The organism is Streptomyces sp. NPDC103540, from assembly GCF_055584445.1.
In genome coordinates this window covers 252,161-278,257 of record NZ_JBVJMA010000010.1, presented here as the reverse complement: position 1 = coordinate 278,257, position 26,097 = coordinate 252,161, and the positions used below count along the sequence as shown (strand labels likewise).

The window sequence follows — 26,097 nt, the reverse complement described above, 5'->3', positions numbered from 1 at the left end:
GTCAGCCCCTAGTCGTTGAGGAGGGGGGCCACCTCGGCCCCGAAGGCGGTGATCTGGTCGACGAGTTCGGCCCGGTCGCGGCTGCGGAAACGGACCTGGATCTGGTCCACGCCCAGCGCCCGGTACTCCCGCAGCGACTCCGCGAGCGCCGCCGCCTTGCCGGTCAGGGCCCGGCGGCCGGTGTCCCAGCCCGGCTCGCCGACGTAGAGCGCCTCGGTGATCGCGCCGATCTCGATGGGGCGGGGGTTGCCGGCGGCCTCGCGCAGCTCGCGGATCCGGGCGATCTGCCCGGGGAGGCGCTCGCGCGGGTCGCCCTGCGGGAGCCAGCCGTCCCCCCGCACCGCGGCCCGGCGCACGGCGGCGGGCGAGGAGCCGCCGACCCAGACGGGGATCCGCGCCTGGGTCGGCCGGGGCAGTTGACCGAGGTCGCGGAAGGCGAAGCGCTCGCCCCGGAACTCCGGGTACTCCTCCGGCCCCAGCGCCGACCGCAGCGCGTCGAGCGTCTCGTCGAGGACCGCCCCGCGCCGCTCGAAGTCGACGCCGAGGACCTCGAACTCCTCCTGGACGTGACCGGCCCCGACCCCGAGGATCAGCCGGCCGCCGCTGAGGTGGTCGAGCGTCGCGTACTGCTTGGCGGTGACCAGGGGGTGGCGCAGGCCGACGATCGCCACGTGGCTCAGCAGCCGGACGTGCTCGGTGATCCCGGCCAGGAAGGCCAGCGTGGCCACCGGGTCGTACCAGACGGTGCTCATGGGGCCGGCGAGCCGGCGCGGGATGGCCACGTGGTCACAGGTGGCCACGTAGCCGAAGCCGGCCCGGTCGGCGGCCCGGGCCACCTCGGCGAGGTCGTCGGCGCCGGCCCGCGCCTCCCAGGGTTCGGCGTAGATGGTGCTCTGCGACTGGATCGGGAGCTGCATCCCGTACACCAGCCGGCCTTCGGGGAACACGCGTGCCATGACGGGCCCGCCTCGCCTTCGTCCGCCGGTCCGGCGCCGGTCCGACCCCGGCCGCCGATTCGTCATACCGGTGCCGGGCCATCGTCTTAGCTGACGGTCCGTCAGGCAAGGGGTGTGCGGGGCCTCGCGCGGGGCGCGCCGAGCGTGGGGGACGCGCGGGGAGGGGAGGCGCGGCGAGGGGCCGGACGGCGACGGGAGGCGCGGGCCGCTGTCCGCGGGAAGGCGGGCGGAGGCGCGGGCAGGCGGGGCCGGGCGCGGGACGCGCGGGGCCGGGGGCGGCGGCGCGGGCAGGCGGGGCCGGGCGCGGGACGCGCGGGGCCGGGGGCCGGGCGGCGGGGCCCAGGAGGGGCGGGCGGCGCGGGAGGTGGGCGGGTGCGGGGAGGCGGGGCCGGGGCCGGGGCCGGCGGCGGCCGGCGGGGTCAGAAGCCCGCGGGGCCCATCGCGATGACCGGGTTCGCGGCCGGGTCGAGGGTCTGGAGGAGCTGCTTCATGCCCTCCTTGGGGATGCCGACGCAACCCTGCGAGGGGCCGTCGTGGTCCACGTGGAGCCAGATGTAGCCGCCCTTGCCCTCGCCCTCCGGCTTGGCCGGGTCCAGCGGGGACATCCCCTGTCGGCGGTTGTAGTCGATGGCCACCACGTAGTCGAAGGAGCCCGCCAGGGACTCCCCGTTCACCCCCCGGCCCGACGGCACGAACGCCGCGTCACGGTCGTACGGGAGCCGGGTGCCGGGCGGGGGCGGCAGCAGGCCGCCCGCGTCGGTGAGGGAGAACACGCCCTCCGGGGAGGTGAGGTCCCCGTACGCGCGCTCGGTGGACCAGCCCTTGGCGCCGTTGCGCCCCGGCCACTGCGCGGTACGGGTCCAGTCGGCGCCGGGCGCGGCGCGCGTGTAGAGGGCGACGTCGGACTCCGAGGAGTCCTTCGCCTTGCCGGTGACCAGGACCAGTTGGCGGGAGTCCGCCGGGATCCGGGCGCGGGCCCCCTCGCTCAGCCCGGCCGGCAGCCCGTGCCGGGCGTCGGGTCGGGACGCTTCGGGGCGGGGGGTCTGCGGGCGGACGGCGTCGCGCGCGGCGCGGTCGGCGCTCTGGGGGCGGGAGTCCGAACGCGCGGGCGTGGTGGGGGCGCCGGGCGGCTCGTTCAGGGCGTGTACCCACCCCGCGACGAAGGCCAGCAACCCCAGGGCCGACACGATCAAGAGCGCCCGCGGCGGACGACCGCCCGCACGGGAGCGCGTACGGGTGCGGCCGCGGGAGCGGGATCGGGCGTGCTTGCTCATTGGACCGACCGTACATCAGCCGATCTTCGTTCCGGGCGAACACCCCTGCCCCGTCGCCTCACCCGCCCCCCGGGAAGCGGATCCGCACCCTCAGACCGCCGTCCGGGACGGGTCCGGCCTCGGCCCGCAGCTCCGCTCCGTGCGCGCGGGCGACGGAGGCGACGATGGACAGACCGAGCCCCGCGCCCTCGCCGGCCGTGTGGCGGCGTTCGGCGCGCCGGCGGAAGGGCTCCAGGAGCCGGGGCACCTCCCCCGGTTCGATGCGCGGGCCGGTGTTGGACACCGTCAGGTCGCCGTCGGAGGTGGTGGCGACGTGGATCCGGCCGCCCGCGCGGTTGTGGCGCACGGCGTTGTCGAGGAGGTTGCGCACGAGGTGGCCGAGGAGCGCGGCGTCGCCCTCCACGGTCAGCGGGGCGAGCGCGGTCGTGACGCTCGGCGTGTCGGCCCCCGTCGCGGGAACGGCCGCGGCGGCCTGGTCGCCGGCCGGCCCGGCGGCCCGTGCCCCGACGCCCGGCGGCCCGTCGGTCGGCGGCCCGTCGGTCGGCGCCGGGTGGGTCGGCGCCGGGTGGGTCGGCGTCAGGTCGGCCGCCGTCAGTTCCGCCGTCACCAGGGCCGTCAGGTCCACCGGCCGCGCCGATTGGAGGCCCTCCTCGGAGACCGCGAGCAGCAGCAGCGACTCGACGAGGTGCTCGCTGGACTCGGCCACCGTGATGAGCCGCTCCCGGATCCGTGCCACCTTCGCCGGATCAGGGTCCCCCGCCAGCCCGATCTCGGCGGCGGCCCGTTGCACGGCCAGCGGGGTGCGCAGCTCGTGCGCGGCGTTGGCGGCGAACCGGCGCTGGGCCCCCACCAGGTCCTCCATCCGGTCGAGCATCCCGTCGAAGGTGTCGGCCAGCCGCTTCAGCTCGCCGGGCGGGGCCTTGAGCCCGATGCGCTCGTGCAGGTTCGCCGCCGACAGCCGGCGGGCCGTCTCGGTGATCACGCCGACGGGGCGCAGCACGCGGCCCGCCATCCACCAGGCCAGCCAGAGGGACAGCACGGCGAACACGGCGAGGGCGATGAGGGAGACCAGCGTCAGTTCCCGTACGGCGGCCTGCTCGACGGCGTTGGAGAGGTTGGTGGTGGTCTTCCAGGCGGCGAGTTGTTCGGGGGTGGGGGCCGCGCCGGGCGGCAGCTCGCGGGCGGGGGCGAAGGACATCTCGGTGGCGGGGAGGCGAGTGGGGTGGGAGGGGTCGGCGGGACGGGCCGGGTCGACTCCGGCGCCGGCGTCGACGGCGATGCCGGGCATGACGGTGGTGACGGCCCCGCTGATGCGGGCGTAGAGCTGTTTGCGCAGCAGGACGTTGACCAGCGCGACCAGTCCGCCGCCCGCGAGGACGAGGAGGGTTCCGTAGAGGGCGGTGAGGCGGGCCCGCTCCGAGTGGAGCACCGCTCTCATCGCGGATCACCGCTCGGCGGGGCGCCGGCCGGGCGCCCGGTGTCGGGGTGGACCCGGTAGCCCGCTCCGGAGACCGTCTCGATCAGCGGGGGCTCGCCCAGCTTGGCGCGCAGCTTGCTGAGGGTGACGCGTACCGCGTTGGTGCGGTAGCCGGTGCCGTCCTCCCACACCCGCTCGACCAGGTCGTCGCTGCTCAGCACCGCGCCCTCGGCCCGCAGCAGGGCCTCCAGGACGGCGAACTCCTTGCGCGAGAGGGACAGGCGCCGCCCGTCGCGGGTCGCGGTGCGGCGGGCGGTGTCGAGGGCCAGCCCGGAACGTTCCAGCACGGGTGGCAGGGCGGGGTGGGCGCGGCGGCCGAGGGCGAGGACCCGGGCCAGCAGCTCGTCGTAGGCGAACGGCTTGGTGAGGTAGTCGTCGGCGCCGAGGCCGAGGCCCTCCACGCGGTCCCGCACCGTCCCGGAGGCCGTCAGCATGAGCACGCGGGTGTGGAGCCGCTCGCGGACCAGCTGCCGGCAGACCTCGTCGCCGTGCAGGCCGGGCAGGTCCCGGTCGAGGACGAGGACGTCGTACTCGCCCAGGCGCAGCCGGCGCAGCGCCTCCAGGCCGTCGCCCGCCTCGTCGACGGCCAGGGCGTCGCGGCGCAGGCCCTCGGCGATCATCTCCCGGAGGAACTCCTCGTCCTCCACCACCAGAACTCGCATCCGCCCTCTCTACAGGAGAAGGACATTTCGTCGTTGTAAGCGGAAGGCGAGAGGGAAGCGAAACCCCCCTTTCCCGCACGCTCGGGCCCATGAAGCGATCCCTGACCATGACCACGGCCGCCGCCCTGACCGGGCTGGCCCTCTTCGTCACCGCCTGCACGAACGGCGCCGGAGGCGGCGAGGACGGCGGCGGCGCCGGCGGCGGTGACGGCGCCGTCGCCGACAACGCGGTGAAGATGCGCAAGTGCCTGCGCGACCACGGGGTGGACGCCCCCGACCCGGAGCCGGGTCAGGACCCGCGCGGGATGACGGTGGGCGGCGGCGCCGACCCGCAGAAGATGCAGGAGGCCATGAAGGCCTGCGGGATGTCGACCGGGTCCGGCAAGGAGCCGACGCAGGAGGAGAAGGACAAGGAGCTGCGCTGGATCCGCTGCATGCGCGAGAACGGCGTGGAGCTCAAGGATCCCGAGTACGGCGGCGGCATGAAGTCCGCCACCGAGATCCCCAAGGGGCAGGAGAAGGCCTTCGAGGAGGCCCAGAAGAAGTGCGAAGCGGCCTGATGGGCGGCGCGGGCGACACGGACGCGGTCGACACCGGCGCGCGGTCGTACGCCGCGGCGGCGCCGGAGCCGTACACCGCCCGGGACGCGCACGCCGCACCGGAGCCGGACGCGCACGCCGCCGGCCCCGACCGGGCGCCCGGGACCGACCCGGCGCCCGGCCACGACACGGCGCCCGCGCCGCGCCGGCGGCGGCGGCGCCGGTGGCCGTGGGCCGCGCTGGCCGCCGTACTCGCCGTCTCGGGCGGCGGCTACGCCCTCCTCGCCCCGCCGCCCGAGGACGACGGGGGCCGGCGGCAGCGCTCCGACACGCTGCCGCCGGACACCGCCCCGGTCCAGCGCGGCGACCTGAGCACCGGCGTCCAGGTGGACGGCACCCTCGGCTACGCCGGGGAGCGGCGGCTGAGCGCCTCGGGTCCGGGCGTCCTCACCTGGATCGCGGCGGACGGGACGGCCGTCGAGCGCGACGGCCGGCTCTACGAGGTCAACGGCAGGCCCGTCCGCCTGATGTACGGGAGCACGCCCGTGTACCGGCCGATGAAGGCGGGCGACAAGGGCGAGGACGTCAGGCAGCTCAAGCGGAACCTGGTGGCGCTCGGGTACGGGACCGGCCTGGACGCGCAGGACCCCACCTTCACGGCGGGCACGACGGCGGCCGTCAAGCGGTGGCAGAAGGCCCACAAGGCGCCGGAGACGGGCGAGGTCGCCAGGGAGGACATCGCCTTCGCCTCCGGGCCGCAGCGGGTCGCGCGCGGTGAGGCCGCGGTCGGCGACGAGCCCGGTCCCGGCAAGCCGGTGCTGACGGTGACCGGGACCGAGCGCGTCGTCCGCTTCCGGCTGGAGGCGGCGAAGGCGGGGTCGGTCCGCACCGGCGACAAGGTCACGGTCCGCCTGCCGGACGGCTCCACCGCCCCGGGCCGCGTCGACGCGGTGGGCACCGCCGCCGACGAGGACCAGGGCGGCGCGGGCGGGGGCGGTGGCCCCGGCGGGGCCGACAAGAAGGCGAAGGTCGAGGTCGACGTGGTCTTCGAGCGGCCGGGCGAGGTCAAGGGACCCGACCGGGCACCGGTGTCGGTGAGCCTGCCGGGCGAGACCCGCACCGGGGTGTTGTCGGTGCCGGTGAACGCCCTCCTCGCGCTGCCCGGCGGCGGCTTCGGCGTGCAGGTCGTCGAGGGCGGCCGGGTCCGCGAGGTCCCCGTCCGGCTGGGCATGTTCGGAGCCGGCCGGGTCGAGGTGACCGGCGGCGACCTGCGGGAAGGCATGCGGGTGGGGGTGCCGAAGCTGTGAGGCGGTACGCGCGCCCCGTGGTCGAGCTGGCCGGGGTCACCAAGGAGTACCCGGGCGGGGTCGCGGCCCTGCGCGGGGTGGACCTGACCGTCATGAGCGGCGAACTCCTCGCCATCGTCGGCCCGTCGGGGTCGGGGAAGTCCACCCTGCTGCACATCGTCGGCACCCTGGACCGGCCGAGCGCCGGCGAGGTCCGCATCGCCGGCCACGACGTCGCCACCCTCTCCGACCGGGCGCTGTCGGCGCTGCGCTCGCGCCACGTCGGCTTCGTCTTCCAGTCCTTCCACCTGGTGCCCGGGATCAGCGCGCGGGCGAACGTGGCCGAGGGGCTGCTGTACTCGGGCCTCTCCCGGGCCGAGCGCGGCCGGCGGGCGACCCGGGCGCTGGAGCGGGTGGGCCTCGGCGACCGGGCGGAGCACCGGCCGCACGAGCTGTCGGGCGGCCAGAAGCAGCGGGTGGCGATCGCCCGGGCGGTCGCGGGCGAACCGGACCTGCTGCTGGCCGACGAACCGACCGGGGCCCTGGACACGGCCTCGGGCCGGTCGGTGATGGAGCTGTTGCACGAGCTGAACGAGGACGGGGCCACCATCGCCGTGATCACCCACGACAACGAGATCGCGACGAGCCTGCCCCGGCAGGTGCGCGTCCGTGACGGCGAGGTCGTGGCGGACGTGTGGAACCGCCGCGCGGCGGAGGCGTCGTGAGCGGCGCCGACCCGCGCGCCGCAGAGCGCGACACCGCCCCCGGCACGCACTCCCGTACGCGGACCCGCGCCCGCGCCCGGAACCCGGCTCCGCCCCGGCTCTCCCCCCGCGACGTCCTGCACGCCGGTTCGGCGGGGCTGCGCTCGCGCCCCGCGCGGGTGTTCCTCTCCGCGCTCGGGATCGCGATCGGCATCGCGACGATGATCGCGGTGGTCGGGATCTCCTCGTCCAGCCAGGCGAAACTGCTGCGCGAGCTCGACAAGCTGGGCACGAACATGCTGGTCGTCACCCCGGGCCAGGGCGTGTTCGACGGCCAGGACACCCGGCTGCCGCCCGAGGCGCCCGGCATGGTCGGCCGGATCGAGGGCGTCGAGTCGATCGGCACCACCGGCGACGTCCCGGTCTCCGTGCGCCGCTCCGAGAACATCCCGAAGGCGGAGACGGGCGGCATCACCGTCAAGGCCGTCAAGGACGACCTGCTCGGCACGCTGCGCGCCGGGGTCCGCAGCGGCGCCTGGCTGAACGGGGCCACCGCCCGCTACCCCTCGGTGGTGCTCGGGCACGTCGCCGCGCAGCGCCTGGGGATCACGGCACCGGGTCAACAGGTCTTCATCGGGGGCCGGTACTTCACGGTGACCGGCGTCCTGGACCCGGTCCCGCTGGCGCCGGAGATCGAACGCTCGGCGCTGGTCGGCTGGGAGGCGGCCGGCTCCCTGCTGGGCTTCGACGGCCACCCGACGGCCGTGTACGAGCGTTCGGCGGACGACCGGGTGGCGGACGTACGGGCCCTCCTGGCGCGGACGGCGAACCCCTCCACCCCGAGCGCGGTGTCGGTGAGCGACCCCTCGGCGGCGCTCCGGGCGAAGGCCGCCACGGAGGGCGCGTTCAGCACGCTGCTGCTGGGGCTGGGCGGGATCGCCCTTCTGGTGGGTGGGGTCGGGGTCGCCAACACCATGATCATCTCGGTGTTGGAGCGCCGCCACGAGATCGGGCTGCGCCGCTCGCTCGGGGCCACCAAGGGGCAGATCCGGATCCAGTTCGTCACGGAGTCGCTACTGCTGTCGGGGCTCGGCGGGATCGCGGGTGTCGCGCTGGGCGGCGCCGCGACGGGGGTGTACGCACGCGTCGGCGGCCTGCCGTGGGTGGTGCCGCCCTGGGCGGTGGCGGGCGGCTTCGCGGCCACCCTGGCCATCGGCACCCTGGCGGGCCTCTACCCGGCGGTGCGCGCGGCCCGGCTGTCGCCGACGCTGGCGCTCCAGGCGGCGTAGGGGCCGGCGGGGCGGTCGGCCCGGGCGACGCGGGCGCACGGCCGGGCGGCGCAGGAGCACGGCCCGGGCGGCGCAGGAGCACGGCCCGGGCGGCGCAGGGCGGCGGGCGGGGGCGGCGGCGATCACGTCGGCGTCGCCCTCTCCCGCACGCCCGGCGGGCGGACGTACCCTGCGTTGATGAAGAGAACTCCACGTCAGGCAGCCCGCATTGTGGTCCTCTCACCCGGCGGGTCCGTGTTCCTGTTCCGCGAGAACAACATCGAAGTCGGCATCCACTGGCTGCCCCCGGGCGGCGGCATCGACCCCGGCGAGACCCCCGAGGAGTGCGTGCGGCGCGAGCTGCGCGAGGAGACCGGCTGGACCGACCTGGAGCCGCAGCGGCTGCTGTGCACCTGGGAGCACGACTTCACCCACGAGGGCGTCCCGGTCCGCCAGCACGAGCACATCTACGTGACCACGGGCCCGCGCCGCGAGCCCACCCTCGAATCGCCGGACATCCACTGGCAGTGGCTCTCGCCGCGGCGCCTGGCCGCACTGGGCGAACCGCTGTGGCCCCCGCGGCTGCCCGCCCTCCTCGCCGAGGCCGCGACCGAGCCGGTCCACCTGGGCCTGGTGACGTAACCGGCGGGCCCCAACGACCGCACCGTGCCAGGGTGTTACCGTCACGGCCATGTCCAAGGCCGAGATCGACACCCTGACCGCCGAGTTCTTCGCCGCGTTCGACAACCGGGGCGGCAAGCCCGCCGACCTGGACCGCCTGCACCGGCTCATGCTGCCGGGCGGGCTGATCGTCCGCACCGGCCCGGAGTTCACGGCCTACACCGTGGAGGAGTTCGTCGAGCCCCGCCGGGAACTGTTGAACGGCGGCCGGCTGGTCGGGTTCGCCGAGTGGGAGACCTCGGAGAGGACCGAGATCACCGGCGACATCGCCTCCCGGTTCGGCACCTACCGCAAGTCCGGTCTCCTGGACGGCGAGCCCTACGAGGGGGGCGGGACGAAGACCATCCAGTTCGTCCGCGCCCCGGAAGGCTGGCGGATCGCCGCCTTCTCCTGGTACGACGACCCGGCCTGACCGCACCCGCGACCGGACGGCACCCGCGGCCGCCCTACCGACCGAGCGTGGCCTTCGCGTAGAGCCGCGCCGCGTAGTCGCCGAGGACCGTGCTGGTGGACACGTCGTCCGTGTCACCGCCGGTCAGAATGCCGATGATCTTCCCGTCGCGGCCTATCCAGGCGCTGCCGCTGGTGCCGCCCGGGAAGTCGGCGCAGTCGAAGCGCTGCTCCTTCTCGCTCAGCCGGACGGAGACCGCCGTGCAGGTCCGCGGGACCTTCCGGTCGGCGGGGTAGCCCGTCACCGTGACCTCCTCGCCGGCGCGGCCCGTGGTGTCGAGGGTCGCGGAGCCGACGACGTCCTCGACGCGGCGGCCCTTGTCGTCGGGGGCGAGGCGGGCGAAGGCGAGGTCGTAGTCGTCGTCGGTGTCCTCGGCCCAGCGGGAGTCCTCGTAGACCTCCTCCAGCTTCCACGTGCCGTACGGGGCGGCGCCGTTGGCGTACGCGGGGACGAAGACGGCGTTGCCGCGGGTCTGGTCGCCGGCCGCAAGGCAGTGGCCGGCGGTGATGATGAGGTCCTTGCCGGGGCTGCGGACGACGGTGGCCGTGCAGAAGTGGTCGCCGTCGAGGCCGCCGGTGAACAGCGCCCCGGTGAAGGCGGCGGGGCCGCCGGGCTGCGGGGTGACGGGCGCGGGCTGCGGGGTGGCGAGCTGCGCCTTGGGCGCGCCCGACCTGGGCGGGGTGCCCGGTGTGGCGGCCGGCGCGGCGGCCTTGGCCTTCGCGGGGGCGGTGCCTTCGGGTGGGGGTGCCAGCTCGGCCACCGCCGCCGACGCGCCCAGCGCCGCCAGGGCGCAGAGCACCACCGTCACCACGTTCCGCCTGTCCACCGCCATGATCCCTCCCCGGATCGCCCCGGCGAGCATGCCCCGCCGCACGCCCCGGTTGCAAGGCCGGGGCCTCGCGTCGGGCCCGGGTCGGCCCGGCTTGGCGGGATCCGGCCCCTGGCGGGATCCGGGCGGGCCCGTCAGGCGCCGGGCCAGAGCCCTTCGGGGGTGAGGCCCAGCAGGTCGATGGCGTTGCCCCGGACGATGCGGTCGACCACCTCGGGGTCGAGGTGGCCCATCTGGGCCTCGCCGACCTGGCGGGACCGGGGCCAGGTGGAGTCCGAGTGCGGGTAGTCGGTCTCGTAGAGGACGTTGCCCACGCCGATGGAGTCGAGGTTCCGCAGGCCGAAGGCGTCGTCGAAGAAGCAGCCGAAGACGTGTTCGGCGAACAGCTCGGAGGGCGGGCGCAGCACCTTGTCGGCGACTCCGCCCCAGCCGCGGTTCTCCTCCCAGACGACGTTCGCGCGCTCCAGGATGTAGGGGATCCATCCGATCTGACCCTCGGCGTACATGATCCGCAGGCCGGGGAAGCGTTCGAACTTGCCGCTCATCAGCCAGTCGACCATCGAGAAGCAGCAGTTGGCGAAGGTGATGGTGGAACCGACGGCGGGCGGGGCGTCCGCCGAGGTGGAGGGCATCCTCGACGAGGAGCCGATGTGCATGGCGATGACCGTGCCGGTCTCGTCGCAGGCCCGCAGGAAGGGGTCCCAGTCGTCGGTGTGGATGGACGGCAGGCCCAGGTGCGGGGGGATCTCGGAGAAGGCGACGGCGCGCACGCCGCGGGCGGCGTTGCGGCGGACCTCGGCGGCGGCGAGGTGGGGGTCCCACAGCGGGACGAGGGTGAGGGGGATCAGGCGGCCGTGGGCCTCGTGGCCGCACCACTCCTCCACCATCCAGTCGTTGTAGGCCCGTACGCCGAGCAGGCCCAGCTCCCGGTCCTTGGCCTCGGTGAAGGTCTGGCCGCAGAAGCGGGGGAAGGTCGGGAAGCAGAGGGCGGACTGGACGTGGTTGACGTCCATGTCGGCGAGGCGGTCGGGAACCGAGAAGGACCCGGGGCGCATCTGCTCGTAGGTGATGACTTCCAGCTTGATCTCGTCACGGTCGTACCCCACCGCGGTGTCGAGGCGGGTGAGCGGCCGGTGCAGGTCCTCGTACACCCACCAGTCGCCCACGGGGCCGTCGTCGCCCTTGGCGCCCATGACGGGGGCGAACTTCCCGCCGAGGAAGGTCATTTCCTTGAGGGGGGCGCGGACGATCCGGGGGCCGATGTCGCGGTAGCGGGACGGGAGCCGGTCCCGCCAGACGTGAGGGGGCTCCACCGTGTGGTCGTCCACCGAGATGATCTTCGGGAAAGTCTCCATGCTTTCACCGTAGCGCCGATCTGACGAACCGTCAGCTACTTGGACGGCAGGGAACCGCGGCGACCCGCCGTTCAGGAAGGGATCACTCCGCCGCGGACTGACGTGTACGAGCGAGACAGGGCAGACTGACCCTTGGAAACCGACGGAAGGCAGGGGGGACGCCAGATGGACGGCATACCGGCCATCCCGCACCAGCGGAACCGCCCCGGGGCGGACCGGTCCCGGACCGGCACCCACGCGCCTGAAGCGCCCGCGACGCACGGGACACCCTCGATGCACGAGACACCCACCCCGCCCGCAGCCCCCTCGACGACCACCGCACCCTCCGAGGCGCCCACCAAGGCGCCCACCGAGGCGCCTTCCGCCGCGCCCTCGGCACCCTTACCATCCGCGACCGGCGGGGCGGCGCGGACCGGCGGGGCACCGAAGGCCCCCGAGGACGCCGCGGCACCCGAACCGGCCCCCACCGAGAACCGGTTCGCCGTCCTCGGCCCCGTCCGGGCCCGGCGCGGCGGCGAGACCCTGCCCTCCGGCAGCCCCCAGCAGCGCGCCCTCCTCGCCGTGCTCCTGCTGCGCGACGGCCGCACCGCCACCGCACCCGAGCTGATCGACGCCATCTGGGGCGACGAACCCCCGCAGCAGGCCCTCGCCACGATCCGTACGTACGCCTCCCGGCTGCGCAAGATCCTCGACCCCGGCCTCCTCGTCACCGACGCCGGCGGCTACGCGATCCGGCTGCGCCGGCAGGAGGCCCTCGACCTCGGCGTCGCCCGCGGCCTCGCCGGCGACGCCGACAAGGCCCGCGCCGCCGGCGACCGCACCCTCGCCCGGACCCTGCTCGCCCGCGCCCTCGACCTCTGGGACGGCGAACCCCTCGCCGGGGTCCCCGGCCCGCACGCCGAGACCGAACGCACCCGCCTGGCCGAATGGCGCCTCCAGCTCCAGGAGACCCGCCTCGACCTCGACCTGGAGCTCGGCCACCACGCCGAGGCCGTCTCCGAACTCACCGCCCTCACCGCCGCCCACCCCCTGCGCGAACGCCTGCGCGAGCTGCTCATGCTCGCCCTCTACCGCAGCGGCCGGCAGGCCGAGGCCCTCGCCGTCTACGCCGACACCCGCCGCCTGCTCGCCGACGAACTCGGAGTCGACCCCCGCCCCGAGCTGTCCGCCCTCCAGCAGCGCATCCTGAACGCGGACACCGAGCTCGCCCACGCCGAAGACCCCACCCAGGCCGCCGCGCCCGTCCTCGTGAGGCCCGCCCAATTGCCCGCCACCGTCCCCGACTTCACCGGCCGCGCGCCCTTCGTCGCCGAACTCGGCGAGATCCTCTCCGACGCCGCCGGGCAGGTCATGGCCGTCTCCGCGCTCGCCGGCATCGGCGGCGTCGGCAAGACCACGCTCGCCGTGCACGTCGCCCACGCCGCCCGCCCCCACTTCCCCGACGGGCAGCTCTACGCCGACCTCCAGGGCACCGACCCGCGCCCCGCCCAGCCCGAAGCCGTCCTCGGTTCCTTCCTGCGCGCCCTCGGCACCCCCGACAGCGCCATCCCCGACTCCGCCGCCGACCGGGCCGCGCTCTACCGCTCCGTCCTCGACGGCCGCCGCGTCCTGGTCCTGCTCGACAACGCCCGCGACGCCGCCCAGGTCCGCCCGCTGCTGCCCGGCACCGCCGGCTGCGCCGCCCTCGTCACCAGTCGGGTCCGGATGTCGGGCCTCGCCGGGGCCCATCTCGTCGACCTCGACGTGATGAGCCCCGAGGAGGCCCTACAGCTGTTCACCCGCATCGTCGGAACCGAACGCGTCGGCGCCGAACGCCAGGCCGCCCTCGACGTCGTCGGCGCCTGCGGGTTCCTGCCCCTCGCCATCCGCATCGCCGCCTCCCGCCTCGCCGCCCGCCGCACCTGGACCGTCTCCGTCCTCGCCGCGAAGCTCGCCGACGAACGCCGCCGCCTCGACGAGCTCCAGGCCGGCGACCTCGCCGTCAAAGCCACCTTCGAACTCGGCTACGGACAGCTGGAACCCGCCCAGCAGCGCGCCTTCCGCCTCCTCGGCCTCGCCGACGGCCCCGACATCTCCCTGGCCGCCGCGGCGGCCGTCCTCGACCTGCCCGAGCACGACGCCGAGGACCTCCTCGAGGCTTTAGTCGACTGCTCCCTGCTGGAATCGGCCGCCCCCGGCCGCTACCGCTTCCACGACCTCGTACGCCTCTACGCGCGTGCGTGCGCCGAACGCGACGAACAGCCGGCCGCCGGACGCGAGGCCGCCCTCGACCGCCTCCTGGACTTCTACCTCGCCACCGCCGCCCGCGTGTACTCCCTGGAACGCCCCGGCGACCGCCTCCCCGCCCACCTGTCGACCACCGAACGCCCCGGGCTGCCGCTCGCCGAGCCCCGCGCCGCCCTCGACTGGCTGTTCGCCGAGGCCGACCCGCTGCTGGCCTGCGTACGCCAGTCCGCCGGCCGGCCCACCGCCCTGCGCCGGGCCGTCGACCTGCTGTGGGCGGCCAAGGACCTCGCCGAGTCCGGCGCCAACTCCAAGCAGTACGAGTCCGCCGCGCTGACCCTCCTCGACGCCGCCCGCACCGCCCGCGACCCGCGCGCCGAGGGTCGCACCCGCACCACGCTCACCATGGTCCACCTCTTCGCCGGCCGCTTCGCCGAGGCCGACGAGGAGGCCCGCCAGGCCATGGACCTGGCCCGGGAGGCCGAAGACCCGCTCCCCAGCTGCTGGGCCCCCAACGACCGCGGGATCATCGCCCTCTACCAGTCCCGGTACGCCGACGGCGAGCGCTACCTCCTGGAGGCCATCCAGAACTTCCGCGCCGACGCCAACCTCGTCGGCGAGGCCAGCGCCCTGTGCAACCTCTCGCGCATCCACGTCGCCCTGGGCCGGCTCGCCAGCGCCATAGACCTCGCCCAACAGGGCATCGCCATCTACGACCGGATGGGCCTGACCCTGCGCCTGGCCAACGGCCGCTACGCGCTGGGCATCGCCCTGACCCAGGCCGGCCGGCTCGGGGAGGCGCTGACACAGCTCGGCGAGGCCCTCTCCCTGTTCCACGACAACCGCCAGCCCCTGTGGGAGGGCGTCACCCACTTCCGGCTCGCCGAGGCCCACCTCGCCGCCCGCCGGCCCACCCTGGCCGCCCAACACGCCGAGCAGGCCATCGCCCTGCGCGGGATCGGCGGGGAGTGGCGCCGCGCCACCGTGCTGACCGTGCTGGGCAAGGCCCTGCGCCGGCTCGGGCAGCCCGACCGGGCCCGGGCCTGCTGGCAGGACGCGGAGACCGTCTTCACCCGCCTGGGATCGACGGAACTGGCCGAAGTGAAGGCCCTGTTGGCCTCGGAACTGGCCGCCTGAAACCGGCCGGAAGCCGCTGACCGGCGGCTTCGCGGAGATGGACGGCACGTTCATCGTTCGTTTATCGCCGCGCGCCATGATGAACGCATCGACCCGGCGCGTCGGGGGGCACCCGGGCCGTGGGAGGAGAACCCGTTCGGCGGTCCGCGGGGGAATCGCCGAACGGGCCCGACACACCATCAGGAGATCCGATGACGACGAACGAGAACAGCCTGCCGCTCGACGGAGACATCAGACCGCTCGACAACCACGCCTCGGGCATCGAGATCAAGCCCCTCGACCCGCAGGACCCGCCGGCGGACCCGCCGGCTCCGCAGACGCCGCTCGACAACCACGCCTCGGGCGAGGAGATCGTGACGCTGGACAACCACGCGTCCGGTACCCGCCCGTAGCGCGAGCGGCCACAACGGCACGGCGACAACCACCACGGGAACGTACGGGGGAAACGTACGGGGGACCCGCGGGCGGACGTACGGGGGAACCGCTCGCGGGACGTACGGGGGAACGTACGGGAAGAGGCCCGGGCACGCGTACGGGGGACGTACGGGTGGCCGGGCACGGGGGACCCGGGCACGGGGGAACGAGCACGGGGGAACGAGCACGGGGGAACGCATACGGGGGACGGCGGCCGCGGTGGCCAGGAGGGGGACCACCGCGGCCGCCGCACGTGCGTCCCCGACCACGCCCGACCACGGCCGCCGGACCCCGCGCCCCCGACCACGGCCCCGGCGGGGCGGCCGTCTCCTAGGCTGGGGGCGTGTTCACCTCACAGGGGCCCGGCCTGCGCGAGCTGGCCGTCCAGGCCCTCTCCTCCGTCGAGCGGGGCTACGACCTCCTCGCGCCCAAGTTCGACCTGACGCCGTTCCGCACCCCGGACCGGATGCTCGACGCCGTCGAGGAGACCCTCGCCGCGCGGGAGGGCTCCTTCGGCTCCGGCCTGGACCTGTGCTGCGGCACCGGCGCGGCCCTGCCGCTGCTGCGCCGGCTGTGCCGGGACCGGGTGACCGGGGTCGACCTCAGCGCGGGCATGCTGGCCGAGGCCGCGCGGGCGCACCCGGCCGGGGTGGACCTCGTACGGGCCGACGCGCGGGAGCTGCCGCCGCGGCTGGCGGACTCCTACGACCTCGCGGTGAGCTTCGGGGCCTTCGGGCACTTCCTGCCGGCGGAGCGGCCCGCGCTGTTCTCCGGCGTGCACCGGGCCCTGCGACCGGGCGGGCTGTTCGCCTTCCCGATCGGCGCCCCGATCCCGCCGTCCTCCCCGCTGTGGTGGGCGGTCGCCGGGTTCGACGCGACGATGCGGGTGCGCAACGCGGTGTGGCGCCCGCCGTTCGTCATGTACTACCGCACCTTCCCCTTCGGGCCGGTCCGGGCGGACCTGCGCGCGGCGGGCTTCCGGGTGGGGACGGCGCCGCTGGAGCACTTCGGGTACCGGCCGGACGGCAGCCCGCGGTGGCGGCTGGTGCTGGCCCGCAAGGACCCCGCGTAGGCGCGGCGCCCCGGGCGGCTCAGCGGAGCCGGTCGAAGGGCAGGTGGACGCGCAGCTGGTCGGTGACGTCGCTGCCGTCGCGCAGGCGGGCCCGGTCGTTGCCGGACAGGGGCCGCCCGTAGACGCGTACGTCGTCGAGGGCTCCGGCGTAGAAGGCCTTGAGGTCGGGGCGGGTGCCGAGGTGGATGGTGAAGGCCCCGGTGGGCCTGAAGTCCGTCTGTCCCAGGGTGGGGCGTACGGCGGCGGCCGGGCCGTCGTCGACGGTCAGGCGCAGTTCGTCTCCCTCGCGCTGGAGGACGACGTGGTGCCAGACGTCGTCGTCGGTGCGGGAGGCGGCGGCGAGGACGACGGGGCCGGCGTCGGTGCCGGCGTCGATCGTGGCTTCGAGCCGGCCGGTGTCGGGGTTCGCCTCGATGGCGAACCTTCGGGCCCCGGGCCCCTGCCCGTAGCCCCACACGAGGGGGGCGCGGACGCCGGCGTCGCGGTCCTGGCCGCGCGTCTTGTACTTGACCCAGGTGGCGACGGCGAAGTCCCCGTCGCCGAGTCGCAGCGCGTCGGGGCAGTTGATCAGCCGTACGAAGTCGTCGCGCCCGTCGAGGCGCAGGGTCTTGCCGCCGTCCGGGCGGTTGCCGGGGCGGGGTGCTCCGTGCACGACGGCCTGGACGCGGTGGGGGCCGGCGTCGGGGGTGAGGCGGGGGGTGAGGTCCTCGGCGGCGGCCCGGAGTTCGTGGGGGGTGAAGGCGGTGAACTTGACGTAGCCGTGCGGGGTGCCGTTGGCGGTCTCGTAGAGCATCCCGATCCGTCCGTCGCCGAGGACGGCCATGTCGGAGTAGCCGGCCCGTTCGCGCAGGACGACGGCCCCCTCCCGCGACCAGGTGCGGCCGGAGTCCGTGGAGGTCCGTACGGCCAGGGTCCACCGGTCGGAGAACTCTGCGCCGGGGCGGCTGGGCGCCGACAGCAGCAGTGTCCCGTCGGGGAGTTGGAGCAGGGAGCCGGAGGCGGGCGGGGCGGGGAGGTCGGCGACGGGCCGGAAGCCGGGTTCCGGGAAGGCGGGGGCGGCGACGTCGTCGAGGACGGCGGAGACGCGGTGGTCGGCGGTGCCGCAGGTGGCGGTGGAGCGGGCGTTGACGTAGATCCGCCCGTCGGGGAGTTGGGTCAGCGCGGGTTCGTTGGGGGCGGGGGTGCCCTCGGGGGCTCCCCAGCGGGCGCCGGCCTGCCAGGTCTGGCCGCCGTCGTCGCTGTAGAGGAGCTGGGCCCCGGATTCGTTGGACTCGGTGCGGTAGTCGGCGCTGACGACGAGCCGGCCGGGGCGGTCGGGGCGGGTGGGGGTGAGCTGGATGCCGTGGCCGGGGCCCACGGAGACCCAGGCCCAGTCGGCGCCCTTCAGGTGGGGTTGCGGGGCGGGGTCGGCGCTCCAGGCGACGCCGTCGTCGGTGCTGGAGGCCAGGCGCAGTTCGCGGGGGCCGCGCACCCGGTTGCCCTCGGCGTCGCGGGTCCAGGTGCTGTAGGCGTGCAGGAGGGTGACGCGGCCGGAGGCGGAGTCCACGACGGGGACCGGGTTGCCGTAGGCGCCGGGGTCGCCCGCGCCGCGCAGGACCCGCATCGGGCCCCAGGTGCGGCCGTTGTCGGTGGACCGCTTGAGGACGAGGTCGATGTCGCCGATGTCGTCGCAGCCGGCGGTGCGGGCCTCGGCGATGGCCAGGAGGGCGCCGTCCCTGGTGGTGGTGAGGGTGGGGATGCGGTAGCAGTCGTAGCCCTCGGTGAAGGCGCTGAACGGCGCGGAGACGGCGGCGGTCAGACCGGGCGGCCGTTTCGCCCCCGGCCGGCCGCCGTCGGCCGGAGGGGACGGGAGGACGAGGGACGACAGCCCGAGGGCGCCGGCGACGGCCAGCGCCGCGCCCGCGCCCCGGAGCGGCCACCAGATTCGGACACCTGACTGATTCGACCTCACCGGTGCAGGCTAGCGCGGCCGGTGGAGGCCTCCGCTCCGGGACACGGCGGGCGGATCACCCCGTGGGCGGGGTCACTTCCCCCAGACGACGACGTCGAAGGTGCCGTTGGCGGTCCCGCCCCCGCCGTCGAAGGTCTTGGTGGTCAGCCGCAGGACGCGGCCGTCGTCGGTGCGACCGCAGAAGATCCTGCCGGTCTTCAGGTCCAGGTCCTTCGTGGTCCCCAGCGTGTCGATCACGCCCGCGCAGTCCGCGTACGTGGGCACCTTCGAGGAGTCCTCCCACACCAGGGCCTTGGCCCCGCCCTGGGGGCGCAACCGCAGGTTGCCGAACGAGAAGACCATGAAGTCGTTCTCGCTGTTGATCTCGGACTGGGCCGGCGGCGAGGCGTCCAGGTCCTTGTCGTGCCCGTACTCGATCGCGAGGGCGCCCTCCCACTGGACGGTGCCGGCCGCCTTCCCCGCGGCCGGGGCGGAGGCGGAGGCCGAGGCCTGCGGGGCCGAAGGGCTCTGCGCGGGGGCGGAAGCCGACGGGGCGGCGGCGCCGCCCTGGGCCTGCGCACCGGTGGCGGGGGCCGATTCGGCCGCCGCCCGCTCGGGGGCCGGCGTGCCCTTCGAGCCGCCGCTCCCCGTCACCAGGTAGGTGCCGAGGACACCGATCACGGCGGCCACGAGAGTGGCGCCGGCGCCGATCCAGGCCGTGCGGTGCGAGCTCGACGCCGGGGCGGCGGGCGGCGGTCCGACGGGCGCCCCGTACGGCGGGGCGGACGGCGGACCGGACGGCGGGTACCCCGGAGGTGTCGGCCAATCCTGACGGGGTTGTTCGCTGCTCATCCTGCCCATCCTCATACGATGTGATCTACGAGGCGCACAGCCTACTGACGCGCCGCGGGCGGCCGGCACGCAGGGTTTTGGCACGTCAATTCCGTTGCGCCCTACAGCGATCCACCGGCTGCGGGGCGGGACCGCAACTGCGTCTTGAGGACCTTGCCGCTCGCGTTGCGCGGGAGCCCCGCCACGAACTCCACCTCGCGGGGCACCTTGTAGTTCGCCATCTCCCGGCGGGACCAGGCGATCAGGTCGTCGGCGGTGAGGGTGGACCCGGGCCGGCGGACGACGTAGGCCCTGCCCGCCTCGCCGAGCCGGGGGTCGGGGATCCCCACGACGGCCACGTCGGCGATGTCCGGGTGCAGGCCGAGGAGTTGCTCTATCTCGGCCGGGTAGGCGTTGAACCCGCCGACGATGAACATGTCCTTGATGCGGTCGGTGATGCGCAGGTTCCCGTGCGCGTCGAGGACGCCGATGTCGCCGGTGCGCAGCCAGCCGTCCGGGGTGACGGCGCGGGCGGTCTCCTCGGGGTCCTCGAAGTAGCCGCGCATCACGTGGTGGCCCCGCACCCGGACCTCGCCGGGGGCGCCCGCGGGCAGGACCGCCCCGTCGGGTCCGGTGACGCGGACCTCGGTGTCGGGGATGGCCCGGCCCGAGGTGGCGGCGATCAGCGCGTCGTCGTCGCCGCGCCGGCACATGGTGACGATGCCTCCGGCCTCGGAGAGCCCGTAGGCGGTCAGGACGGTGGCGACGCACAGTTCGCCGCGGAGCCGTTCGACGAGCCGCAGCGGTACGACGGCGGCGCCGGTGACGACCAGGCGCAGCGCGGAGAGGTCGTGGTGGTCGCGCTGGGGGTGGTCCAGGAGCGACTGGTGCAGGGTGGGCGGGCCGGGGAGGACGGAGATCCGCTCGGCGGCGATGTTGGCGAGCATGGTGTCCACGCCGGAGACGGACTGCGGGACCATCGTCGCGCCGCGCATCAGGCAGGCGATGATCCCGGCCTTGTAGCCGAAGGTGTGGAAGAAGGGGTTCACGATCAGGTAGCGGTCGCCCTCGCGCAGTCCGGCGAGCTCGCTCCAGACGGCGTAGCAGCGCAGGGTCTGGGCGTGGGTGATGACGGCGCCCTTGGGGCTGCCGGTGGTGCCGGAGGTGAAGATGATGTCCGAGGGGGCGTCGGGGGCGATGGCGGCGGCGCGGGCGCGGACGGCCCCGGCGGTGACGGCGTCCCCGCCGGCGAGGAAGTCCTTCCAGGTGCGGAAGGTGTCGGGGGCGTCGTCGGCGAGGACCACGACCTGTTCGAGGTGGGGCAGGCCGGGCAGCGGCCCGGTGCCGGGGCCCTCGGCGGTGGCGCGGCGCAGGGAGGCCACGTAGGAGGTGCCGAGGAAGGTGCCGGTGACGAAGAGCAGGCGGGCGCGACTGCGCCGCAGGACGTACGCGGCCTCCGCGCCCTTGAAGCGGGTGTTGAGGGGGACGAGGACGGCGCCCGCGGTGACGGCGCCGAGCGCGGAGACGATCCACTCCAGGGTGTTGGGGGCCCAGACGGCGACCCGGTCGCCGGGGCGCACACCGGCGGCGATGCAGGCGGCGGCGGCCCGTTCGACGCGCTCGCCGAGCTGCGCGTAGCCGACGCGGGTGCGGCCGTCGACGACGGCCTCGCGGTCGCCGAACCGGGCGGCGGCGTCACGGACGAGGCCGGCGACGGTCCCCCACCGGAGGTCCCCGCGCGGGTCGTCGCCACCGGCGCCCGCGTCGCTGGTCGCTCTGCCCGACCGGCCGGATCCGCCCCTGCCCGTGCCCGCGCCTTCGACCATCGCCCGCACCCCTCCCACGACCCAGTAGCTGACTATCCGTCAGATTAGCTGTAGCCTTCGCGGCTGTCAGCACTGGCGCATGCCCCGGAGGTGGCGATGGCGGCAACACTCAAGGACGCTACGGCGATAGTCGGCATCGGCCAGACCCCCTTCGCGAAACGACTGCCCCAATCCGAGAAGGAGTTGGCCTGCCGGGCCATCCTCGCCGCGCTCGACGACGCCGGGATCTCCCCGTCCGAGGTCGACGCCTTCGCCTCCTACACCATGGAGGAGACCGACGAGGTCGAGGTCGCCAAGGCCATCGGCGCCGGCGACGTCACCTTCTTCTCCAAGATCGGCTACGGAGGCGGCGGCTCGTGCGCCACCGTCGGCCACCTCGCCGCCGCCATAGCCACCGGGCAGGCCGACGTCGGCATCGCCTGGCGCTCGCGCAAACGCGGCTCCGGCCCCCGCCCCTGGAAGAACACCGCCGTCCAGCTCCCCACCCCCGGCCAGTGGACCCGCCCCTTCGGCCTGCTGCGCCCCGCCGACGAGATCGGCATGCTGGCCCGCCGCTACATGCACGAGTACGGGGCCACCCGCGACCACCTGTTCAACGTCGCGATGGCCTGCCGCAACCGGGCCAACGAGAACCCGGCCGCGATGATGTACGACCGCCCGCTGACCCGGGAGATGTACATGTCCTCCCGCATGATCAGCGACCCGCTCTGCCTGTTCGACAACTGCCTGGAAACCGACGGCGCCCTGGCCTGCGTGATCGTCTCCGCCGAACGCGCCCGCGACTGCCGCCAAAGACCCGTCTACGTGCACTCCGCGGCCCAGGGCCTGCCCTCCCAGCACCACGGGATGGTCAACTACTGGAACGACGACCCCCTGTCCGGCCCCGCCTGGACCGCCGCCCGCCACCTGTGGAAGCGGGCCGACTTCGGGCCCGAGGACGTCGACGTTGCCCAGATCTACGACGCCTTCACCCCCCTGATCCCGCTCTCCCTGGAGGGCTACGGCTTCTGCGGACGCGGCGAGGGCGCCGCGTTCACCGAGGGCGGCGCCCTGGAGATCGGCGGCCGGCTCCCCCTCAACACCGGCGGCGGCGGCCTCAGCGAGGCGTACGTCCACGGCTTCAACCTGATCAACGAGGGCGTCAGACAACTGCGCGGCACCTCCACCGCCCAGGTGCCCGACGCCGCCACCTGCCTGGTGACGGCGGGCGAAGGCGTCCCGACGTCCGCGATCCTGCTGCGCGCCTGAGGAGGCCGCCATGACCACCACGCACCGGCACCCGCAAGGCGCCGCCGACCCGGCCGGCCCGGCCGGGGCCCCCGACGCCACCGCGGAGGCCGCCGACGCCACGGCGACCCTGCTGCTCCCCGTACCCGACGAGGACGGCGCCCCCTTCTGGGAGTACGCCGCGCGCGGCGAACTGCGGGTGCAGGCCTGCGCCGCCTGCGGCCGACTGCGCTTCCCGCCCCGCCCCTGCTGCCCGCACTGCCGGTCCTTCGACAGCGAGTGGCGGCCGATGAGCGGACGCGGCCGCATCTGGTCCTGGGTGCGCCCGCACCCGCCGCTGCTGCCCGCGTACGCCGCGCAGGCCCCGTACAACGTGATCCTCGTGGAGCTCGCGGAGGACCCGCTGATCCGGCTGGTCGGGAACCTCGTGACCACCCCCGACGCGCCCCTCGACTCGATGGACCCGGCCCGGCTGCGGATCGGCGCCCGCGTCCAGGTCGCGTTCACCGAGATCGACGGGATGGCGGTGCCCCGCTGGATCCCGGAGAAGGCATGACGCTGAAGGTCGAACGGGACGCGGGCGCCGGGGTCGCGGTCGTCACCCTGAACCGGGAGCACCGCCACAACGCCATCGACCTCGACACCGCCGCCGACCTCGCCGCGCTGTGGCGGGACCTGCGGCACGACGAGGAGGTCCGGGCGGTGGTGGTGACGGGCGCCGGCACGGCCGCGTTCTGCACCGGGATCGACCGGTCGGTGGAGGTGGCCCAGCCGCCGTCCCCGTACTCGGTGGACGATCCGCTGATCGCCATCGGCCCGAAGGCCAACGACCTGTGGAAGCCGGTCATCGCCGCCGTCAACGGGATGGCCTGCGGCGGGGCCTTCTACCTGCTGGGCGAGTCGGAGTTCGTCGTGTCCTCCACGACGGCCACCTACTTCGACCCGCACACCTCCTACGGCATGGTCAGCGCCTACGAGGCCGTGTACATGGCGCAGCGGATGCCGTTCGGCGAGGTCGCCCGGATGTCCCTGATGGGCACGGCCGAACGGCTCTCCGCCCGGCGGGCGTACGAGATCGGGCTGGTCTCCGAGCTGGCGGAGCCCGGGGAACTGCCGGAGGCGGCGCTGCGGTCGGCGCGGACCCTGGCCGGCTTCCCGACGGAGGCGGTGCAGGGGACGGTACGGGCGCTGTGGTCGGCGAAGCGGGCGGCGCTCCAGCAAGCCTTGGACCAGGCTCCGGCGTTGATCGCTCTGGGGAACCTACCGTCGGAGCGGCAGGCGGAACTCTTCGGCGCGCGCCGCGCGGGGACGGAGTACCGCCTGCGTTGAGCACGGCGCGCCACCGGGGGCGCGCCGTCCGCACCGGCCCACCCAGGGGGAACACCACCGTGTCCGAGTTCAAGATCCTCGCCATCTCCGGCAGCCTGCGCGCCGACTCCCACAACTCCGCCCTGCTGCGCGCGGCGCACAAGCACCAGCCCGCCGGCCTGGACATCGAGATCTACGAGGGCCTGCGCGAGATCCCGCCCTACGACCTGGACCTCGACACCCCCCGGGACCGCCCGGCCCCCGTCGCCGACCTGCGCCGCCGCGTCACCGAGGCCGACGGCCTCCTCATCGCGACCCCGGAGTTCAACTACTCCGTCCCCGGGGTCCTGAAGAACGCCATCGACTGGGTCAGCACCGACTGGACGCAGCAGGAGGGCCTGCCCCTGCGGCGCAAGCCCGTCGCGATCCTCGGAGCGGCCCCGACGAACTTCGGCACCGTCCGCGCCCAGCTCGCGCTGCGCCAGGTGTTCGTCTGGACCGAGACCGACGTGGTCGTGAAGCCCGAGGTGCACCTCTTCCGCTCCCACGAGCGCTTCGACGAGCACGGCACCTTGACGGACGAGACCTCCATCGGCCTGGTCCGCGACCTCCTCGGCGCCCTGAAGGCCAGGATCGAGGGCCGGGCGGGCGCCTGACCCCGCGCACGCCCGCCACCGACCGCCTCCCGGCCCACCCTGGCCCGGAGGCGGTCCGCGCGGGGGGGGGCTGAGGGTTGGCTGCGGGGGGCTGGGCGGGGGGTGGGGTCCGCCCGCCCGACGTATCGCCATTCGCGACCCCACACCCGGAACACTCCCCTCCGTTCCGTCCGCCACCAGCGAAGACGCCCCGTACGCCCGCCCACGCGAGCGGAATCCGTGGTTGCATCCGAGCACCGAACCCGGCGGCCGAACCGCACAGCTCCGCGTCCCTTCGGCGAGCAGCCACCACACCGAGGAGCAGGGCACCAGTGCGCACCATCGCCACCGAGATCACCATCGACGCGACACCAGAGGAGGTCTGGGCGACCCTGGTCGACCTGCCCCGCCACTGCACGTGGAACCCGTTCATCCGGCAGGCGGCCGGCGAGGTGGCCGTCGGCGAACGGCTGACGCTGACCATGTACCCGCGGTCCGGGAAGCCGACCACCTTCCGCCCGACCGTCCGCATCGCCCGGCCCGCCGTCGAACTGCGCTGGGTCGGCCACTTCCTCGTGCGCGGCCTCTTCGACGGCGAGCACTACTTCCGCCTGGCCGAGGGCCCCGGGCGCACCACGCGCCTGGAACACGGCGAGCGCTTCCGCGGCCTGCTCGTCCCCTTCCTCGGCAGGATGCCGGCCGGCACCCACCGCGACTTCACCGCGATGAACGACGCCCTGCGCACCCGCGTCCAGGCGGCCCGCAGCTCCCGCTGACCCCGCCCCGCGATCCGCCCCGCACGCCCCGTCCGGCGTGCGGGGCCCCGGGGTGCGCCGTAGCGTCGGGACCGTGATCCGCAACGTGCTCGGCTCGCTGCTGGGACTGATCGGGGCCACCGCCGCCGTCTGGAGCCCCTTCCGGGCCTGGTACGACGACCGCCGGGGCCGCGACTACCGCATCGAGGAACTGTTCTCCGCCGCCGGCATCACCGCCGAGCCGGCCGCCCTGTTCGGCTCGCTCCTGCTGCCCTGCGCCTTCGCCGCGCTGCTCACCCTCGCGGCGATCGTGCTGCGCTCGCGGCTGCTCATGGGGCTCGCCGGAATCCTCGTCCTCGGCTTCGCCGTGCTGTGGATGGTCCGCCAGGGCCAGGCGGCCGGGGAACTGTCGGTCGGCGCCGACGGCCGGGGCCTGGGCGACGGCCTCGCCAATGCCTTCGGCGGCGGCGCCCTCCTCCTGCTGGCGGCGATCGTCATGCGCGGCCGCCCCCGCCGCCCCCGCGACCGCGACCTCCCGCTCCGCGACACCCCCGAACCCCAACCCACCCCCACCCACCCCGAAACCCCGCTCCCCCCACCCCACGAACACCCGTGACCCCGCTCGCGGGCCCCCGCACCACACCCGGAACGGGGCCCTGATCGCGGTCGGTCCGGACATGCGGCGGCCCCGCTCCCCCTCGGGGGGCGGGGCCGGGCTGCCGTGGTGGCGGGGTGGATCAGGCGGCGTCGACGACGCCGGAGGCGGCGATCTCGACCTTGCCCTTGGGGGCGCCGGACTGGGAGCCCAGGGCCTCGATCTGGTCGACGAGCTCCTGGCCGGAGACGACCTCGCCGAAGACGACGTGCTTGCCGTCGAGCCACGGGGTGAGGACGGTGGTGATGAAGAACTGCGAGCCGTTGGTGTTGCGGCCGGCGTTCGCCATCGACAGCAGGTACTTGCGGTCGTGCTTCAGGTCGAAGTTCTCGTCCTCGAACTTCTCGCCGTAGATGGACTTGCCACCGGTGCCGTTGTGGTTGGTGAAGTCGCCACCCTGCAGCATGAACTGGGGGATGACGCGGTGGAAGCCCGAGCCGGCGTAGCCGTAGCCGTTCTGGCCGGTGGCCAGCTCACGGAAGTTGCGCGCCGTCTTCGGGACGACCTCGTCGAAGAGGTTGAAGACGATGCGGCCCGCGGGGGCGCCGTTGATGTTGATGTCGAAGTAGACGTTGCTCATGGGGTCCATCCTGTCACTCCTG

General features: G+C 74.9%; 25 protein-coding genes. 15 read left to right on the top strand and 10 right to left on the bottom strand.

What is annotated here, in order from left to right:
• Positions 1-8: 8 nt before the first annotated feature.
• The 4 genes from ACZ6ZI_RS25115 to ACZ6ZI_RS25100 all read right to left on the bottom strand — a co-directional run bounded on the left by ACZ6ZI_RS25115 (position 9) and on the right by ACZ6ZI_RS25100 (position 4,369).
• Positions 9-956, bottom strand: coding sequence for an LLM class F420-dependent oxidoreductase (locus tag ACZ6ZI_RS25115; RefSeq protein ID WP_469524351.1), 948 nt, complete (start codon positions 954-956; stop codon positions 9-11).
• A 419-nt stretch (positions 957-1,375) separates the two neighbouring features.
• Positions 1,376-2,230, bottom strand: coding sequence for a L,D-transpeptidase family protein (locus ACZ6ZI_RS25110; protein ID WP_469524350.1), 855 nt, complete (start codon positions 2,228-2,230; stop codon positions 1,376-1,378).
• Positions 2,231-2,288: 58 nt separating this feature from the next.
• On the bottom strand, positions 2,289-3,668 hold the full coding sequence (locus ACZ6ZI_RS25105; RefSeq protein ID WP_469524349.1) for an ATP-binding protein: 1,380 nt from the start codon (positions 3,666-3,668) through the stop codon (positions 2,289-2,291).
• Positions 3,665-4,369, bottom strand: a complete 705-nt coding sequence (locus ACZ6ZI_RS25100; protein WP_469524348.1) for a response regulator transcription factor — start codon at positions 4,367-4,369, stop codon at positions 3,665-3,667. The genes ACZ6ZI_RS25105 and ACZ6ZI_RS25100 overlap by 4 nt, the downstream gene beginning before the upstream one ends.
• An 89-nt stretch (positions 4,370-4,458) precedes the next feature.
• On the opposite strand from ACZ6ZI_RS25100, the gene ACZ6ZI_RS25095 reads away from it, so the two are divergent.
• From ACZ6ZI_RS25095 to ACZ6ZI_RS25070, 6 genes are all read left to right on the top strand, one after another.
• On the top strand, positions 4,459-4,929 hold the full coding sequence (locus ACZ6ZI_RS25095) for a hypothetical protein (RefSeq protein ID WP_363060442.1): 471 nt from the start codon (positions 4,459-4,461) through the stop codon (positions 4,927-4,929).
• Positions 4,914-6,215 (top strand): efflux RND transporter periplasmic adaptor subunit, encoded by a 1,302-nt coding sequence (locus ACZ6ZI_RS25090; RefSeq protein ID WP_469524346.1) that lies wholly within the window; start codon positions 4,914-4,916, stop codon positions 6,213-6,215. Before ACZ6ZI_RS25095 ends, ACZ6ZI_RS25090 begins: the two co-directional genes overlap by 16 nt.
• Complete coding sequence (locus ACZ6ZI_RS25085; protein WP_469524344.1) at positions 6,212-6,919, top strand: ABC transporter ATP-binding protein; 708 nt, start codon at positions 6,212-6,214, stop codon at positions 6,917-6,919. Before ACZ6ZI_RS25090 ends, ACZ6ZI_RS25085 begins: the two co-directional genes overlap by 4 nt.
• A 116-nt stretch (positions 6,920-7,035) precedes the next feature.
• Positions 7,036-8,187, top strand: a complete 1,152-nt coding sequence (locus ACZ6ZI_RS25080) for an ABC transporter permease (RefSeq protein WP_469524473.1) — start codon at positions 7,036-7,038, stop codon at positions 8,185-8,187.
• Between the two features lie 177 nt (positions 8,188-8,364).
• Positions 8,365-8,808: an NUDIX hydrolase gene (locus ACZ6ZI_RS25075; RefSeq protein ID WP_363060436.1), complete on the top strand. Its 444-nt coding sequence runs from the start codon at positions 8,365-8,367 to the stop codon at positions 8,806-8,808.
• 49 nt (positions 8,809-8,857) lie between these two features.
• A complete protein-coding gene (locus ACZ6ZI_RS25070; RefSeq protein ID WP_363060434.1) occupies positions 8,858-9,259 on the top strand; it encodes a Cif family virulence factor in 402 nt (133 codons plus the stop codon).
• A 34-nt stretch (positions 9,260-9,293) separates the two neighbouring features.
• Here the strand turns inward: ACZ6ZI_RS25070 and ACZ6ZI_RS25065 are convergent, their stop codons facing one another.
• Together ACZ6ZI_RS25065 and ACZ6ZI_RS25060 are read right to left on the bottom strand one after the other, a co-directional pair.
• On the bottom strand, positions 9,294-10,130 hold the full coding sequence (locus tag ACZ6ZI_RS25065) for a trypsin-like serine peptidase (RefSeq protein WP_469524342.1): 837 nt from the start codon (positions 10,128-10,130) through the stop codon (positions 9,294-9,296).
• Positions 10,131-10,261: 131 nt separating this feature from the next.
• Positions 10,262-11,482, bottom strand: coding sequence for an amidohydrolase family protein (locus ACZ6ZI_RS25060; RefSeq protein WP_469524341.1), 1,221 nt, complete (start codon positions 11,480-11,482; stop codon positions 10,262-10,264).
• 273 nt (positions 11,483-11,755) lie between these two features.
• Here ACZ6ZI_RS25060 and afsR point away from each other — a divergent pair, with 273 nt between their 5' ends.
• From afsR to ACZ6ZI_RS25045, 3 genes are all read left to right on the top strand, one after another.
• Positions 11,756-14,842: an SARP-family global regulator AfsR gene (gene afsR, locus ACZ6ZI_RS25055; protein WP_469524340.1), complete on the top strand. Its 3,087-nt coding sequence runs from the start codon at positions 11,756-11,758 to the stop codon at positions 14,840-14,842.
• 191 nt (positions 14,843-15,033) lie between these two features.
• Complete coding sequence (locus ACZ6ZI_RS25050) at positions 15,034-15,234, top strand: hypothetical protein (RefSeq protein WP_363060427.1); 201 nt, start codon at positions 15,034-15,036, stop codon at positions 15,232-15,234.
• 365 nt (positions 15,235-15,599) lie between these two features.
• Positions 15,600-16,328 (top strand): class I SAM-dependent DNA methyltransferase, encoded by a 729-nt coding sequence (locus tag ACZ6ZI_RS25045; protein ID WP_363060425.1) that lies wholly within the window; start codon positions 15,600-15,602, stop codon positions 16,326-16,328.
• Positions 16,329-16,347: 19 nt separating this feature from the next.
• On the opposite strand, the gene ACZ6ZI_RS25040 is transcribed toward ACZ6ZI_RS25045, so the two are convergent.
• From ACZ6ZI_RS25040 to ACZ6ZI_RS25030, 3 genes are all read right to left on the bottom strand, one after another.
• The gene (locus ACZ6ZI_RS25040) at positions 16,348-18,279 is read right to left on the bottom strand and encodes an exo-alpha-sialidase (protein ID WP_469524339.1); all 1,932 of its coding nucleotides are present in this window, start codon (positions 18,277-18,279) and stop codon (positions 16,348-16,350) included.
• A 72-nt stretch (positions 18,280-18,351) separates the two neighbouring features.
• Entirely contained in the window at positions 18,352-19,110 is a 759-nt protein-coding gene (locus tag ACZ6ZI_RS25035; protein ID WP_469524338.1) for a hypothetical protein, read from the bottom strand.
• Between the two features lie 101 nt (positions 19,111-19,211).
• The gene (locus ACZ6ZI_RS25030) at positions 19,212-20,915 is read right to left on the bottom strand and encodes a FadD3 family acyl-CoA ligase (protein ID WP_469524337.1); all 1,704 of its coding nucleotides are present in this window, start codon (positions 20,913-20,915) and stop codon (positions 19,212-19,214) included.
• 96 nt (positions 20,916-21,011) lie between these two features.
• On the opposite strand from ACZ6ZI_RS25030, the gene ACZ6ZI_RS25025 reads away from it, so the two are divergent.
• The 6 genes from ACZ6ZI_RS25025 (at position 21,012) to ACZ6ZI_RS25000 (ending at position 25,456) form a co-directional block, all read left to right on the top strand.
• Positions 21,012-22,163: a lipid-transfer protein gene (locus ACZ6ZI_RS25025; RefSeq protein ID WP_469524334.1), complete on the top strand. Its 1,152-nt coding sequence runs from the start codon at positions 21,012-21,014 to the stop codon at positions 22,161-22,163.
• A gap of 109 nt (positions 22,164-22,272) precedes the next feature.
• On the top strand, positions 22,273-22,698 hold the full coding sequence (locus ACZ6ZI_RS25020) for a Zn-ribbon domain-containing OB-fold protein (protein ID WP_469524472.1): 426 nt from the start codon (positions 22,273-22,275) through the stop codon (positions 22,696-22,698).
• Positions 22,695-23,471 carry an enoyl-CoA hydratase/isomerase family protein gene (locus ACZ6ZI_RS25015; RefSeq protein WP_469524333.1) on the top strand — a complete coding sequence of 259 codons (777 nt, stop codon included), beginning with the start codon at positions 22,695-22,697 and terminating at the stop codon, positions 23,469-23,471. The genes ACZ6ZI_RS25020 and ACZ6ZI_RS25015 overlap by 4 nt, the downstream gene beginning before the upstream one ends.
• A gap of 59 nt (positions 23,472-23,530) precedes the next feature.
• Complete coding sequence (locus ACZ6ZI_RS25010; RefSeq protein WP_469524331.1) at positions 23,531-24,106, top strand: NADPH-dependent FMN reductase; 576 nt, start codon at positions 23,531-23,533, stop codon at positions 24,104-24,106.
• 311 nt (positions 24,107-24,417) lie between these two features.
• Entirely contained in the window at positions 24,418-24,861 is a 444-nt protein-coding gene (locus tag ACZ6ZI_RS25005; RefSeq protein ID WP_469524329.1) for an SRPBCC family protein, read from the top strand.
• 73 nt (positions 24,862-24,934) lie between these two features.
• On the top strand, positions 24,935-25,456 hold the full coding sequence (locus tag ACZ6ZI_RS25000; RefSeq protein WP_469524327.1) for a hypothetical protein: 522 nt from the start codon (positions 24,935-24,937) through the stop codon (positions 25,454-25,456).
• Between the two features lie 121 nt (positions 25,457-25,577).
• Here ACZ6ZI_RS25000 and ACZ6ZI_RS24995 read toward each other — a convergent pair whose 3' ends face one another.
• Positions 25,578-26,084 carry a peptidylprolyl isomerase gene (locus ACZ6ZI_RS24995; RefSeq protein WP_469524325.1) on the bottom strand — a complete coding sequence of 169 codons (507 nt, stop codon included), beginning with the start codon at positions 26,082-26,084 and terminating at the stop codon, positions 25,578-25,580.
• Positions 26,085-26,097: the final 13 nt, after the last annotated feature.

What these genes read in the sequence shown, in the direction of transcription:
- ACZ6ZI_RS25065 (WP_469524342.1), bottom strand. Translation starts at nt 10,130, where the DNA reads ATGGCGGTGGACAGGCGGAACGTGGTGACGGTGGTGCTCTGCGCCCTG.
- ACZ6ZI_RS25035 (WP_469524338.1), bottom strand. Translation starts at nt 19,110, where the DNA reads ATGAGCAGCGAACAACCCCGTCAGGATTGGCCGACACCTCCGGGGTAC.
- ACZ6ZI_RS25115 (WP_469524351.1), bottom strand. Translation starts at nt 956, where the DNA reads ATGGCACGCGTGTTCCCCGAAGGCCGGCTGGTGTACGGGATGCAGCTC.
- ACZ6ZI_RS25050 (WP_363060427.1), top strand. Translation starts at nt 15,034, where the DNA reads ATGACGACGAACGAGAACAGCCTGCCGCTCGACGGAGACATCAGACCG.
- ACZ6ZI_RS25100 (WP_469524348.1), bottom strand. Translation starts at nt 4,369, where the DNA reads ATGCGAGTTCTGGTGGTGGAGGACGAGGAGTTCCTCCGGGAGATGATC.
- ACZ6ZI_RS25060 (WP_469524341.1), bottom strand. Translation starts at nt 11,482, where the DNA reads ATGGAGACTTTCCCGAAGATCATCTCGGTGGACGACCACACGGTGGAG.
- ACZ6ZI_RS25030 (WP_469524337.1), bottom strand. Translation starts at nt 20,915, where the DNA reads ATGGTCGAAGGCGCGGGCACGGGCAGGGGCGGATCCGGCCGGTCGGGC.
- ACZ6ZI_RS25095 (WP_363060442.1), top strand. Translation starts at nt 4,459, where the DNA reads ATGAAGCGATCCCTGACCATGACCACGGCCGCCGCCCTGACCGGGCTG.
- ACZ6ZI_RS25070 (WP_363060434.1), top strand. Translation starts at nt 8,858, where the DNA reads ATGTCCAAGGCCGAGATCGACACCCTGACCGCCGAGTTCTTCGCCGCG.
- ACZ6ZI_RS25015 (WP_469524333.1), top strand. Translation starts at nt 22,695, where the DNA reads ATGACGCTGAAGGTCGAACGGGACGCGGGCGCCGGGGTCGCGGTCGTC.
- ACZ6ZI_RS24995 (WP_469524325.1), bottom strand. Translation starts at nt 26,084, where the DNA reads ATGGACCCCATGAGCAACGTCTACTTCGACATCAACATCAACGGCGCC.
- ACZ6ZI_RS25110 (WP_469524350.1), bottom strand. Translation starts at nt 2,230, where the DNA reads ATGAGCAAGCACGCCCGATCCCGCTCCCGCGGCCGCACCCGTACGCGC.
- afsR (WP_469524340.1), top strand. Translation starts at nt 11,756, where the DNA reads ATGCACGAGACACCCACCCCGCCCGCAGCCCCCTCGACGACCACCGCA.
- ACZ6ZI_RS25075 (WP_363060436.1), top strand. Translation starts at nt 8,365, where the DNA reads ATGAAGAGAACTCCACGTCAGGCAGCCCGCATTGTGGTCCTCTCACCC.
- ACZ6ZI_RS25105 (WP_469524349.1), bottom strand. Translation starts at nt 3,668, where the DNA reads ATGAGAGCGGTGCTCCACTCGGAGCGGGCCCGCCTCACCGCCCTCTAC.
- ACZ6ZI_RS25025 (WP_469524334.1), top strand. Translation starts at nt 21,012, where the DNA reads ATGGCGGCAACACTCAAGGACGCTACGGCGATAGTCGGCATCGGCCAG.